At 62.9% G+C, this 13,365-nt stretch carries 12 protein-coding genes; 6 read left to right on the top strand and 6 right to left on the bottom strand.

Annotated features, from left to right (window positions below):
• Positions 1 to 60 precede the first annotated feature (60 nt).
• On the top strand, positions 61 to 1,698 hold the full coding sequence (gene ggt / locus ABIE53_RS30875; protein ID WP_192700244.1) for a gamma-glutamyltransferase: 1,638 nt from the start codon (positions 61 to 63) through the stop codon (positions 1,696 to 1,698).
• A gap of 14 nt (positions 1,699 to 1,712) precedes the next feature.
• Here ggt and ABIE53_RS30870 read toward each other — a convergent pair whose 3' ends face one another.
• The 3 genes from ABIE53_RS30870 to ABIE53_RS30860 form a co-directional block, all read right to left on the bottom strand.
• Positions 1,713 to 2,675 carry a Dyp-type peroxidase gene (locus ABIE53_RS30870; RefSeq protein WP_107707933.1) on the bottom strand — a complete coding sequence of 321 codons (963 nt, stop codon included), beginning with the start codon at positions 2,673 to 2,675 and terminating at the stop codon, positions 1,713 to 1,715.
• A 182-nt stretch (positions 2,676 to 2,857) separates the two neighbouring features.
• Positions 2,858 to 3,379 carry a DinB family protein gene (locus ABIE53_RS30865; RefSeq protein WP_006050444.1) on the bottom strand — a complete coding sequence of 174 codons (522 nt, stop codon included), beginning with the start codon at positions 3,377 to 3,379 and terminating at the stop codon, positions 2,858 to 2,860.
• 15 nt (positions 3,380 to 3,394) lie between these two features.
• Complete coding sequence (locus ABIE53_RS30860) at positions 3,395 to 3,979, bottom strand: GntR family transcriptional regulator (RefSeq protein WP_376916632.1); 585 nt, start codon at positions 3,977 to 3,979, stop codon at positions 3,395 to 3,397.
• Positions 3,980 to 4,234: 255 nt separating this feature from the next.
• Between ABIE53_RS30860 and ABIE53_RS30855 the strand changes: the two genes are divergently transcribed.
• From ABIE53_RS30855 to ABIE53_RS30845, 3 genes are all read left to right on the top strand, one after another.
• Positions 4,235 to 4,966 (top strand): enoyl-CoA hydratase/isomerase family protein, encoded by a 732-nt coding sequence (locus ABIE53_RS30855; RefSeq protein ID WP_192700242.1) that lies wholly within the window; start codon positions 4,235 to 4,237, stop codon positions 4,964 to 4,966.
• 264 nt (positions 4,967 to 5,230) lie between these two features.
• A complete protein-coding gene (locus ABIE53_RS30850; RefSeq protein ID WP_107707931.1) occupies positions 5,231 to 6,631 on the top strand; it encodes an MFS transporter in 1,401 nt (466 codons plus the stop codon).
• A 20-nt stretch (positions 6,632 to 6,651) separates the two neighbouring features.
• Positions 6,652 to 8,163, top strand: coding sequence for an aldehyde dehydrogenase (locus ABIE53_RS30845; RefSeq protein ID WP_006050440.1), 1,512 nt, complete (start codon positions 6,652 to 6,654; stop codon positions 8,161 to 8,163).
• A 229-nt stretch (positions 8,164 to 8,392) separates the two neighbouring features.
• Here ABIE53_RS30845 and ABIE53_RS30840 read toward each other — a convergent pair whose 3' ends face one another.
• Both ABIE53_RS30840 and ABIE53_RS30835 read right to left on the bottom strand, forming a co-directional pair.
• A complete protein-coding gene (locus ABIE53_RS30840; protein ID WP_192700241.1) occupies positions 8,393 to 9,226 on the bottom strand; it encodes a class I SAM-dependent methyltransferase in 834 nt (277 codons plus the stop codon).
• A 137-nt stretch (positions 9,227 to 9,363) separates the two neighbouring features.
• Complete coding sequence (locus tag ABIE53_RS30835) at positions 9,364 to 9,798, bottom strand: GFA family protein (protein WP_006050438.1); 435 nt, start codon at positions 9,796 to 9,798, stop codon at positions 9,364 to 9,366.
• A 146-nt stretch (positions 9,799 to 9,944) separates the two neighbouring features.
• Here ABIE53_RS30835 and ABIE53_RS30830 point away from each other — a divergent pair, with 146 nt between their 5' ends.
• On the top strand, positions 9,945 to 11,027 hold the full coding sequence (locus ABIE53_RS30830; protein WP_310076436.1) for an AraC family transcriptional regulator: 1,083 nt from the start codon (positions 9,945 to 9,947) through the stop codon (positions 11,025 to 11,027).
• A 54-nt stretch (positions 11,028 to 11,081) separates the two neighbouring features.
• Here the strand turns inward: ABIE53_RS30830 and ABIE53_RS30825 are convergent, their stop codons facing one another.
• Positions 11,082 to 12,107, bottom strand: a complete 1,026-nt coding sequence (locus tag ABIE53_RS30825; protein ID WP_192700239.1) for a porin — start codon at positions 12,105 to 12,107, stop codon at positions 11,082 to 11,084.
• Positions 12,108 to 12,382: 275 nt separating this feature from the next.
• Between ABIE53_RS30825 and ABIE53_RS30820 the strand changes: the two genes are divergently transcribed.
• Complete coding sequence (locus tag ABIE53_RS30820; RefSeq protein WP_107707927.1) at positions 12,383 to 13,357, top strand: ABC transporter substrate-binding protein; 975 nt, start codon at positions 12,383 to 12,385, stop codon at positions 13,355 to 13,357.
• The last annotated feature ends 8 nt before the right edge of the window (positions 13,358 to 13,365 follow it).

Here is a 13,365-nt window from a genome sequence, read left to right as displayed (position 1 = left end):
GATTCCGTCACCGCTTTCATCGGCCGACTGGCCCTCTCATCACTTTCGTTTGAGTTTTCAATGACACGTTTCAATTGGCAAAACCCGTATCCGACACCGCGCTTGCCCGTGTTCGCGCGCAACATCGTTTCGACGTCTCATCCGCTTGCCGCGCAAGCCGGCTTGCGCATGTTGTGGAAAGGCGGCAATGCCATCGATGCGGCGATTGCCGCAGCGGCGGCGATCACGCTCGTCGAGCCGGTCTCCAACGGCCTCGGCAGCGACGCGTTCGCGCTCGTCTGGGACGGCAAGAAGCTGCATGGCCTGAATGCGTCCGGCGTCTCGCCGGCGGCATGGAACGTCGATTACTTCAAGCGTAAGTACGGCGAGGAAAACGGTCTCGCGAAGCATCCCAAGCGCGGCTGGGATGCCGTGACGGTGCCGGGCGTCATCGCCGGCTGGGAGGCGTTGCATCAGAAGTTCGGCACGCTGCCGTTCGCCGACCTGATGGAGCCGGCGATCGAGATCGCCGAACGGGGTCATGCGGTAGCGAGCGTGGTTGCGTACAAGTGGGCGGCGGCCGTGCCTGAGCTCAGCGATCAGCCGGGTTTCGCCGACACGTTCATGCCGCGCGGCCGCGCGCCGGAAGTCAGCGAACTGGTGCGCTTTCCCGGTCACGCGAAGACGCTGCGCAAGCTGGCGGAGCAGGGGCCGCGCGCTTACTACGAAGGCGAGATCGCCGAACAGATCGCCGCGTTCTCGCGCCAGGGCGGCGGCGCGCTCACGATGGACGACTTGCGCAACTACCGTGTCGACTGGGTCGAGCCGATCAGCAAGGACTATCGCGGCCACACGGTGCACGAGATTCCGCCGAACGGGCAGGGCATTGCCGCGCTGATCGCGCTCGGCATTCTCGAACAGTTCGACCTGGGCTCGCTGCCGGTCGACGGCATCGAATCGCAGCACCTGCAGATCGAAGCCATGAAGCTCGCGTTCGCCGACGTCTACCAGTACGTCGCCGACCCGCGCTCGATGGAGGTCACGCCGGAACAGATGCTCGACGACGCGTACCTGAAGTCGCGCGCGAAGCTGATCGACCGCAAGCGTGCCACGCAATTCGACTTCGGCATGCCGAAGGCGGGCGGCACGATCTACATGTCGGTGGCGGACGAGCGCGGCATGATGGTCAGCTTCATCCAGTCGAACTACATGGGCTTCGGCTCGGGCATCGTGGTGCCGGACTCGGGCATTTCGCTGCAGAACCGCGGCTACGGGTTCTCAATGGATCCGAAGTCGGCGAACGTGGTCGAGGGCGGCAAGCGGCCGTTCCATACGATCATCCCCGCGTTCCTCACGCAGCAGGTGGACGGCACACAGGAAGCGGTGATGAGCTTCGGCGTGATGGGCGGCGATATGCAGCCGCAAGGGCATCTGCAATCGATCGTGCGCATGCTCGACTACGGCCAGCAACCGCAGGCCGCCTGCGACGCCCCGCGCTGGAAGGTCAACCGCGACTTCTCGGTCGACGTCGAAGCGACGCTCGATGTGGACACGGTGCGCGCGCTCCAGGGGCTCGGCCATACGATCAAATCGGTCGACGATCCGTATATGGATTTCGGCTCCGGCCAGTACATCTGGAAGCTCGACCGCAACGATCCCGAACGCGGTTATGTCGCCGCGAGCGACACCCGGCGCGATGGACTGGCCGCCGGGTTCTGATCGGGGCGTTCCACCTACACCGCTTGCAACAGGGCACTGAGCGTGCGCGGCGCCGGAGCGAAGAACACCGCGCCGGTGTGCGCAGTCGAGAAATCGAGCAGGCGGTCGTGCATGCCCGGCGGATCGCCGAGGAACATGCGCTCCAGCATCTTTTGCGTCACCCAAAGATGCCTGGAGTAGCCGATGAAGTAGGTCCCATATTCGCCGTGGCCGGGGCGGCCGAAGGGCATGTTGTCACGCAGGATATCGTGCTCGGTGCCGTCGTCGTCCACAATCGTGGCGAGGGTCTTGTGCGACTTCTGGCCGCTCGCCGCGTCGGGCAATTCCACGTTGCTGACGATCTCCCGGCCGATGATCTGTTCCTGCTCATTCCTGGGAAGCCGAGCCCACGGCTGCATTTGATGCAGATACTTTTGCACTACCACGTAGCTGCCGCCGGCGAACTCCTGATCCTCACTGCCGACCAGCGTTGACGAGCCTATCTCGCGACCGGTCGGGTTGGCTGTGCCATCGACGAAACCAAGCAGGTCGCGCGAGTCGAAGTAGCGAAAGCCCGCAACCTCGTCGGCCAGCGTCACGCTATCGCCCAGTTGGTCCATCAGCAGGCGTTCGAATTCAAAGCAGAGATCCTCGCGCTCGGCCCGGATATGGAAGAAGAGATCGCCGGGCGTGGCCGGTGCCGTGTGCGTTGGACCCTCGATCGGCGTGAAGGGGCGCAGCTCCTTCGGGCGCTTGCCTGTCTGAAAACGGTCCCACAGCGCCGACCCCAGGGCCGTGATGCACGACAGCCGGCCGTTGAGATCGCGAAAGCCGACCGTCTTGATCAGATCGTCGAGACCGTCCAGGACGCCGGCGACGACCTGTAGCGCCTCGCGACCCTCGGCGACCGTCAAGGTGAGAAACACCGCCGCACGCGACAGTGGCGCATCGATGCTTTGCGAATCGATTGGGACTCGGTCCCAACTGCTGTCAGTCATTTGCCTCTCCCAGATATCCGTTAGCGGGCAGTCGCGGCATGATCAAGGGGCGCCACTACGAGCACAAGATGAACCCTGGTTCGCCCGCCGACTTCCCCGAAGGATACACAGCGCCCCGCAATACCTGTGAGAGTGTTGTTTTTCATAAATACCGGTAGCCATGTCGACACGACTGCTAGCGGCTAAGCGCGCGAGAAACCGGACTCCGGGTGGGCCGCGATAAAAACAGGCAGGTCGGTGGTCGGCGGTCTCGCGGGAACCTCGAAGAACATTTCGCAGACCCACCCGCGATGATACGAAGCGTGGTTCACGAGATGCATGAACATCGCGCCGCGCGACATCGTCGAACGCTCGCCGGAGATGAACGCGAACGTCAACTCTTCAGCCAGCGACGCATCGCTTTGTGCATCGGCCCAACGTTCGAACCATGCGTTCACGTCCTGTTGCGCGCGACGCAAGTCGTTCAGCTCGGCGTGCAGCACCACGCTGCGCGTCGTGAAGCCGTGCTCCTTGCGTTCGAGATGCGCCTTCCAGATCAGATCGACCACATAGTTGTGATTCAGCGTGCCGATCATCGTTTTGAACAACGTCTGCCGCGTCTTGACGACTTCCTCCGGCGCGAGGGCACCGGTGGCGTCGAAAAGCACCGTGTCGGCCCAGCTCTTGTAGCGGGAAAGAATGCGGGCGGTTTGCGTATTGATCATGACTCGTTTCCTCGATTATTCATTTGCGTCGTTTAACACGTCGAGCGCCGCACGGCACGCGCCGGCCAACTGTTCGCGCATCAGGTCCTGCACGTTCGGCGAGCGGTTCACAATGGCGTCGCGAATCTTGACCGCCTGCCTGAACGACGCGAGCATGCGGCCGCCGCGCGCCATCGCAATGCGTCGCAGGCGCCGCACAGGTCCGATCAAAGCTGCGTGACTGTCCTGTAGCGTGCGGTTGTCGGCGATCGTCATCACGAGTGTGTAGAAGCGATCTAGCGCATCGACGTAACTCGCCGGATCGTCGGCATCGACGCTCGCTCGCATTGCTTCGATCACGTCGTCGAATTGCGCGGTGCCGAGCGCCGTGATGCGCTCCGACGCGAGTTGCACGGCAAGACATTCGAGCGCCGCGCGCACCGTGTAAATCTCCTCGACATCGCGCAGCGTCACGGCGCGCACGTACGCGCCGACGCGCGGCAGGACCGTCACCAGTCCCTCGCGTTCCAGTTGCGCGAACGCCTCGCGCATCGGAGTGCGGCTTACGTTCAACTGCTTCGCGACCTGCACTTCCGAAAGGCGGCTGCCCGGCGCGAGCACGCCCCTCGACGATCGCCTCGCGCAACGCGGGCACCACCACACCCTCGCTCAATGAGTCGCTCGATGCATGCACCGTGCGCAGGCGCGAGTGATATTTGATCGCGATCTTGTCTAGCGAATGCGCGCCTGCATGAGGCTCTTTCGCGCGCTTGTGCGCGGCGGCGCCGGCAGTCTTGACCACTGTTTTGCTGGAAGGCATTGACACCTCGTCATCATGTGAATACGCTGTATACAGATTATACAACAGGAGATGTCATGGATCGCAGTCCATTGCCGCAGCCGGTTTTGATCGAGCGAGCGGGCGACGTGCTGAGCTTCACGCTGAATCGCCCGGACGCGGGTAACGAGATTTCCGGCCCGATGTTCGACGCGATGACAGCGACGTTGCGCAGCGAGGCAGCCGAGCCGACCGCGCGCGTGCTGCGCATCCGTGCGAGCGGCGACGTTTTCTGCACGGGACGCGAGCGCGCCGCGCGCGATGCGGTGTCGATCCGTTCGGAAGTCGCGCGGCTGATCGAACTGAAGCGGCTCGTGCGCGGCACGTCGATGATTGCGATCGCGGAAGTGCAGGGCGATGCACACGGCTTCGGCTTCGGACTGGCGATTCTGTGCGACTTCACGCTGGTCTCGTCGCGCGCGACGCTCGCGTTTCCCGAGATGCGCAAGGGTTTGCCGCCTGCCGCGATCATGGCGTACGCGGGCCGCTACGCTTTGCCGAAGGCGCTGTTTCCGATGGTCCTGTTGGGCGACGCGTTGACGCCCGCGGCCGCGTTGCAGGCGGGGTTGATCACGAAGGTCTGCGAGCCAGCAATGCTGCGCAGCGACGCGGACGCGCTCACCGAGCGCATTCTCGCGCTCGACGATGCGGGCGTGCGCCAGTGCAAGGCATTCTTTTTGGCGGCCGAGGAATGCACGACCGAACAGAACTTCCGCAGCGCGACCGACATGCTGACCGTCGCGAGCCTGCGGCTGATGCAGGGGCGCTGAGCGCAGGTTTTGCCATCGAAGTTCATAGACGGCGAGCGCGAACTTTATCGCGGGACGGCTCGTGTTTGCGCGAACGCCGGCGGCAAGCACCTTGCCTGGGACAGCTTTGCATGGAACGGGAGTAAGTGCTTTGCATGGGACCCGAGTAAGTGCTGAAGCACTAACTCGGGCCGACAGCTAAAGCGCTAACTCCCGTCGACAGCTTTGCATGGGACGGGAGTAAGTGCTGAAGCACTAACTCCCGTCGACAGGAGACAGACAGACATGAACGTTAACGCAGGCCCGCGGCTCGACCGTTTGCCGATGTCGGGATTTCATCGGCGCATCATGTGGCTGATCGGCATCGGCATGTTCTTCGACGGCTTCGACATCTACGTCGCGTCGACGGTGCTCGGCGCCACGCTGAAAACCGGGTTCTCGACAATCGGCCAGAACGCGATTTTCGTGTCGCTGACTTTTCTCGGCATGATGCTCGGTTCGCTCGGCACCGGTTTTCTCGGCGACCGCTTCGGCCGCCGCTTCACGTATCAGGCGAATCTTGCAGTGTTCGGACTCGCCTCGCTCGGCGCGGCGCTCGCACCGAACATGAGCATGCTGATTGCGTGCCGCTTCGTGATGGGCTTGGGCCTCGGCGCGGAAAACGTCGTCGGCTATTCGACCTTGACCGAATTCGTGCCGCCGCAAAAGCGCGGCAAGCTACAAGGACTGATGGCTGTGTTCGTCGTGTCCGGGTTGCCGGTCGCGGGGCTCATCGGCCTCGCGCTGATTCCGGCGTTCGGCTGGCGCGCGATGTTTGTTCTCGGCGGCTTCGGCGCGCTGGGCGTCTGGTATGCGCGCAAGTCGCTGCCCGAGTCGCCGCGCTGGCTCGACTCGGTCGGCCGTCACGCGGAGGCGGACGCGATCCTGCGACGCATCGAAGACGAAGTCGCGCAAGCGCACGGCGGCCAACCGCTGCCGCCGCCAGCCGTTGCGAAAACGCCGAGCCAGGCTGCGGCTGCGCTGTCGTTCGGCTCGCTGTTCAGCGGCGCGATGCTGCAACGGATGATCGTCGGCTGCGTGACGCTCGTCGTCATCAATACGCTGCTGTACGGCTTCGTTACCTGGCTGCCGACGTTCTTCGTGCATCAGGGTTTCAGCATCGCGAAGTCGTTCGGCTTCGCGCTGGTCATGTCGCTCGGCGCGCCAATCGGCTCCGCAATCGGCGCATTGACGGCGGACTCGTGGGGCCGCAAGCCGACCATCATCGGCGCGTCGCTCGCGGCGATCGTGTTCGGCGCGATCTATCCGTTCGTCTCGAATCCGCTGCTGCTGCCCCTCGTCGGCCTGTTGCTGACCATTCCGATCTACGTGCTGGTCGCGCTGCTGTTCGCCATCTACATACCCGAACTCTTTCCGACCGAAGTCCGGCTGCGCGCATCGGGCGTCTGCAACACGCTGGGCCGCGGCGCGACGATCGTGACGCCGTTTATCGTCATCGCGCTGTACGCGCGGCACGGCATTGTCGGCGTACTCGCACTGATGATCGGCCTGCTCGCGATTCAGATCGTCGTCGTCGCGTGGCTCGGCGTCGAGCCGACCGGCCAGCGTCTCGAAGACCTGCAACCCGCCGACCCACAGACACCCGATGCGCTGCGCACCGATGCGCATGCATCGCCTCTGAAGTGAACCACCTGGAATCGATCTCTATGGACACAGTGAACCAGACCCATCTCGATGCACAGCTTTTCATCGACGGCGCATGGACGGACGCCGACACCGGCCGCACGCTCGATATCGTCAATCCGGCGACCGGTGAAGTGATTGGCGCGCTCGCGGCCGCGTCGGAGCAGGATGTGGATCGCGCGGTGCACGCGGGCCATCGCGCGTTCGAAAGCGGCGCGTGGCGCGATATGCCGATCCAGCAACGCGCGCGCGTGCTGAATCGTTTCGCCGATCTGTTCGAAGCGGACCTCGAACAGTTTTATCGGCTCGAAACGTTGAACAACGGCCGGCCGATCTCGGAGACACGCGCGCAGATTTCGCGTCTGCCGCAGTTCTACCGCTATTTCGCCGCGCTTGCGCTGACGCGCCGCAGCGACGTGATTCCGGTCGAAGGGCCGTACCTGTGCTACACGCAGCGCGTGCCGCTCGGCGTCGTCGCGTTGATGACGTCGTTCAATCATCCGCTGATGATTCTGTCGAAGAGTCTTGCGCCCGCGCTCGCGACCGGCAATAGCGTCGTCATCAAGGCGTCCGAGCAGACGCCGCTGACCACCGTGCGCCTCGTGCGTCTACTGGATGAAGCCGGCGTGCCGAAGGGCGTCGTGAACGTCGTGAACGGCGAAGGGCGCGAAGCGGGCGCGGCGCTTGCGCGGCATCCGCTGATCCGCAAGGTCGTTTTCACGGGCGGCACTGAAGTCGGCCGCTCGATTGGCGAAGCCGCGGCGCGCAGCTTCGCGTTGACGACGCTCGAACTCGGCGGCAAGGGCGCCGTGATTCTGTTCGACGATTTCGACATGGAGCGAGCGGTGAACGGCGCAGCGTTCGCGGCCTTCATCGGCGCGGGACAAACCTGCGTGTGCGGCGCGCGGATTCTGGTGCACAAGTCGATCCATGCGGAGTTTCTCGAACGCTTCCGCGCGAAAGCGGCGGCCATTCGCGTAGGCGATCCCGCCGATGTGAAGACGCAACTCGGGCCGGTGATTTCCGAGCGCTCGCGTCAGCGCATTCTGGCGATGCTGGAGCGTGCGAAGGCAGCGGGCGCGAAGGTGCTGACGGGCGGCGGCGTGCCGTCCAGCCTGAAGCAGGGCTTTTTCATCGAGCCGACTGTGCTGTATGACGTCGATCCGCGTTCGGAGATCGGTCAGGACGAGGTGTTCGGGCCGGTCACCGTCGTGATGCCGTTCGACGATGAGGCGGACGCGATCCGCATCGCCAACGACACGCAGTTCGGTCTCGCCGCTTCCGTGTGGACGCAGGACGTCGCGCGGGCGCATCGCGTGGCGAGCAAGCTCGAATTCGGCATGGTGTGGGTCAACGATCATCACCGGCTCGATCCGGCGTCGCCGTGGGGCGGTTTCAAGAACAGCGGCGTGGGGCGCGAGACGGGTGTCGAATCGTTCGATCAGTTCAGCGAGCCGCGCGCGGTGACGATCAATACGAGCGGCAAAACCATCGACTGGTATGCGGACGATGGCGAACCCAAACGTCTTAACTGATTCTTCTGGACTGACGCAAGGGGACTGACTTCGCCCGACGGCTGTCGGGGTGGTCGGAGTGAGCTGCGTTTGGACACGCGTGGCATGAGGAAATGGATTGGCTTTGCCGCGCACGAAGGCGCGGCAAAGCAGCAACTTGCAATGGTGCGGCGCTAAGCGGAAAGATCCAACAGCGACCACAGGCGCGACGCGAATCCGTGCAGGACGGCGGCGCTGCGCCCAACGCCGTTCATGATCGTTCAATCACCACTTCGAGGTATTCGCTCGGCAGCACGAGCGTCGCGTCGCCGGACCGGTTGCGGCTTTTTATCAATGTCATCAGATCGCCGAGAAGCGCCGCTTGCCGTTCGCCCGCGAGTGCGCCAAATGCCTTGTTCACCGGCCCATAAAACGTGCGGAAAACTTCCACGAAATGTTCGGGCGAGCGGTAACGGAACGTGAAGTGGCGGCTGTTTGCGACGATCTTCCGGGTTTTTCCTTCGAACAGTGTTTCCAGCCGCGCCTTCGTTCCCCACAGCGCCGGTGACGCCACGCCCGCAGGTGGCGGAATGTGCATGGCAATTGTCTTGAACACCTGGCCGATGAAGCTATCCGGCGTCCAGTTCGCGAGGCCGATGCGGCCGCCCGGCTTGCACACACGAGCCAGTTCAGCCGCTGCCTTCGCCTGGTCCGGAGTGAACATCACACCGAACGTCGACATCACGATATCGAACGAGGCGTCAGCGTAGGGCAGCGCTTCCGCGTCCGCTTCCTGAAACTCGACGGATAGACCTTCTGCTTGTGCGCGGGCACGGCCGGCGTCCAGCAGTGAGGCGACGTAATCCGTGGAGGTGACATCGCACCAGCGGCGCGCGGCAGCCAACGTTGCATTGCCGTTGCCTGCTGCAACGTCGAGCACGCGCGAGCCGGCGCGCAGGTCAAGCGCTTCGCATAGAGCTTCTCCGACGATCTGCAGCGTCGTGCCGACGACAGCATAATTGCCGGTCGACCACGCGGCCTGTTGACGGATCTTGACGGCAGCGAAGTCTGCGACGGGTAAAAAAGAAGAATCGACTGCGGACATAAACGACTCCTGAGAACCGGGGCAGCGATGAGTCAATACTCAGAGTCGCTGCCATTCAGATGACGCCGCGAACTTGCACTGCGAAAAAGCCCGCGCGACGATCGGGCGAATCAAACCAGAACCGCGAGATGCAATGGCTATTCGGCAACGCTGATGCCCGAGCCGCCCATTTCCCCCGGCAGATCCTTCTGCTTGGGCAGACCGTCTTTCATTCGAAGGCGCGACTCCGGGTAATGAACGTGCACACCGGGTTCATAGGGGAAGTCGGCGATGACTGCGGCGTAGACGTCGATCAGTTCGAGCCCGGGATGTTCGGTAAACAGATGGCCGCCGCATGACTTGCACCACTTGCGGTAGCTATGGGCTGTCTTGTTGTAAGTGCCAATATCATCGGCGCCGCGAGTAACGTGCAGCGCCTCGGGCTTCCACAGCGTGAACGCATTGACGGGCGCTCCCGACCAGCTTCGGCACGACTCACAATGGCAATAGCCCATACCCGCAGGCTCCCCGCTTACCGTGAATTGCACGGTGCCGCAAAAGCATTGACCGCGATAAGTCTCTGCGTTACTCATGTCGTTCTCCTGATGGTGGAAGGCGGCGCTCTACCGTTCGTTGTTGCGGATTCGCGTGAGTGCTAGTATCGGGACGCAAGCCATATCGGTGAATGACCGGTCGTCCAGATATTTTGCGCAGGACGCCGAAACTGATGGACGACGTCATGGATGCTCTTTCCGACGTACTTCGCCTCGTGCATCTGAGCGGAGCGGTGTATCTAAGCGCCGACTTCACTGCACCGTGGTGTGTTTTCGGCGAGGCGACGCGGGAGTTGTGCGTATCGTTTTTGCCGCGCGCGGAGCGCATCGTCTCCTATCACCTCATCACAGAAGGAAGCTGTCGGGCACGGCTCGTCGACGACCCGTCTTCCGCTATCTGCGTCGATGCCGGAGAACTTCTCGTCGTGCCGCAGGGCGAAGCGCATCTAATGGGCAGTTCGGTCGAACTCGAACCGGCGCCCTCTCACCAGATGCTGTCGCAGTATCTGGAAACCGCGCCGGGCGACGTCATCAGGTTGAGCTACGGCGGAGGCGGCGCGAAAACGCGGCTCATTTGCGGCTTCCTCGCCTGCGACGATACGCTGACCAATCCGGTGCTATCGGCATTGCCTCGTATGTTCAAGATCGACATGCGCAACGACGCGAGATCCGCGTGGCTGGAGTCGTCGTTGAAACTCGCGGCTCTCGAAGCAGCCGAATTGCGCGTAGGCAGTGCGATCGTACTCGGACGTTTGTCCGAACTGCTTTTCGTGGAGGCGGTACGGCGTTGTGTCGATTCGCTGCCTGCGGACCGCAAAGGATGGCTGGCCGGCGTCAGCGATCGCTTCGTGGGACGATCGCTCGCGTTAATGCACGCGCAACCGGCGCATGGTTGGACAGTCGATGAACTTGCCCGCAAAGCGGGCCTCTCGCGTTCGGCGCTGGCACAGCGCTTTACTCAATTGCTCGGCCAGCCACCGATGCAATATCTGGCGCGCTGGCGTCTGCAAATTGCGGCACAGGCGTTACGTGACGGAGCGCAGTCACTTACGGCTATTGCGGAGAGGGTGGGCTATGAGTCGGAGGCGGCGTTCAATCGCGCATTCAAGCGGGAATTCGGCTTGCCGCCCGCCAGTTGGCGACGCAGCCACTTGACGACGGACCGCCACGATTCGTTGTCCGACGCGCCCGATGCGCGTTTTCTCTCAGGCGAATGTTCGACCGAGGTCGGCTGCAAGACGGGCGTCGGCGGAATCTCGCCGCTATAAGCCGGTTACTGGCCACGCGGTTCATCATGCAGATCGGCAAGCTGTTCGCCGCCGTCAGAACTTATGCGTCATTCCGACGATAGCACCGCGCGCATAAGCGCCGGGTTCAACCGCGATGCCCGAATACTGCGTGCCGTCGAGCGTGTATTGCGCCTGATGGCGGTTCTGGATCAGCCCCGCAGCGGTGTACAGGATCGTCGACTTCGACAGATAGTATTCGTAGATCAGTCCGACCTGCTGCGCGTTGTTGCCCTGGCTCGTGCGGTCGTGCGCATAACCGTACATCACCGAAAAGCGGTTGAATGGATTGAATAGATAGGTGCCCGAAGCTTCGTAGATGTCGCGCTTCTCGGTGTGATCGCTCTGACGCTCCGTTTGATACGCCAGATAGAAGCGCGCGGCGCCGAGCCGATAAGACGCCGCCGCGCGGAAGATTTTTTGCACGGACGTTCCCGTCGCATTCGCCGACGACTCATAGCCGGCCCCCACATGAAAAGGCCCGTGCACATAGCGCGCGACCACGTTATAGAAACGCAGCCCGTTGGACGGGCTCGTTGTCTGATCGCGCAGCGAGACCATGCCCTGGACCGTCAGCCCGCGGAAGTCCGGCAGAAAGTACGCGATTGCGTTGCTCGCGCGCACGGACGCGTCGGTAAAGTTGTTGATCGGCGATGCGAAGCTTTTGACCGCGGTGGGGTCTACTTCGCCGTTCAGGAACAGATATTCGGGCTTCTTCTGCCGCCCAAAGCGCAATTCGCCGAAACGCCCCGATACGCCGATCCACGCAAGCCGGTTGAACGACGCGGTCGGGTCGGTCGCCGCACCGGTCACGCCTGAGAAGCCCTGCTCGAGCTGGAAGTTGACGTGCACGCCGCCGCCAATGTCTTCGTGACCCATCAGCCCATACACGGTCGCGAAGAGTCCGCTCGATACCGCGCGTACCGCGCCTCCCGCACCGCCGTTCTGATATTCGATGCCGTTATCGACAACGCCATAAAGCGTCACCGACGACTGCGCATAAGCGCCGTTAAATGCACATGCCGATGCAACGGCCAATAGCGAATAGGCCAGCTTCTTCATTCTGTCTCCGGGACTGTTTCTTTTGGTGTGCCGCGAAAAGCGAGAACGCAGAATAGGGGATCGCCGCGCGTACGTCCCTGCACAAAATCCAGTTTCACCGGCACTTTTCAAATGCCGATCGACGCTCGCGCGCTGACAAAAAAAGTGCCATTGAAAGTGACTTTTGTGTAGGGACGCGAGCCTCTTACTCAAATATGCTGGGTCCGTCGAAACGATGCGCCCGGCGCCGGTGTGTTCCGCCGGTGCCGGCGGCGAATACTCCCAAGGAGAGGAAGTTGACAAGGAAAGTCCCGCTCAAGATTGCAATTGCTGAGCACCCGCACACCTCGGCCATCCGTGACGGTTCCATTCCCATTGAAGGCGTAGACGCGGAATTCATCACGGTCAAGCCGCAGATCGGCGCGTTTCGCCGGATGGTCCGCGATGTCGAGTTCGATGTCTGCGAACTTGCGCCGACCACTTACATCATCGCCCGCGCTTATGGCGCGCCTTTTGTCGCGCTTCCGGTGTTCGTCGTGCGGCGCTTTCACCACGGCGGGCTGCTCGTGCGCCCGGACGCAGGCATCAAGACGCCTAAGGACCTCGAAGGCAAGAAGGTCGGCGTGCGCGCCTATTCGGTGACGACCGGCGTGTGGACGCGCCAGGTGCTGATCGACGAATTCGGGCTCGATTCGTCGAAAGTGACCTGGGTTGTCGACGACGAAGAGCACGTAACGCAACTGAAGCTGCCGCCGAATGTGGTTCACGCGCCGGCCAACAGTTCGCTATCCGAAATGATGGAGAAGGGCGAACTGGCGGCGGGCTTTGCGGCTGCCGCGGGCATCGGCCGCACCGGCGCGCCGACGGGCGGCTGGCAGGAAGTCGAGGCCGACTATCCCGACCTGCTGCCGAACGCGGCCGAGCTCGAAACGGAGTACTACGCGCGCACCGGCGTCTATCCGATGCACGGCACGATCGTCGTCAAGGATTCGGTGCTGGCCGAGCACCCGTGGATCGCGCGCTCGCTATTCGATGCCTTCGCGCAGGCGAAGCAGGAATGGCTCGCGCGGCTCGATGCCGGCGAAGCCACGAGCGCGAGCGACAGGAAATACATCGAGTTGCGCAAGATCGTCGGACATGACCCGCTGCCTTACGGTCTCGCCGAAAACCTCAAGACGATTCAGGCGCTCGAAGCGACGGCGTTCAGGCAGGGCCTCACGCCGCGGCGCATGTCCATCGACGAGCTGTTCGTCGATCCGCTCGCACGCTGAGCGCACGC

Source organism: Paraburkholderia sp. OAS925 (genome assembly GCF_040543975.1).
Lineage (GTDB): Bacteria > Pseudomonadota > Gammaproteobacteria > Burkholderiales > Burkholderiaceae > Paraburkholderia > Paraburkholderia graminis.
Note: the sequence above shows the minus strand (reverse complement) of the source record. Positions and strands in the feature narration are given on the sequence as shown.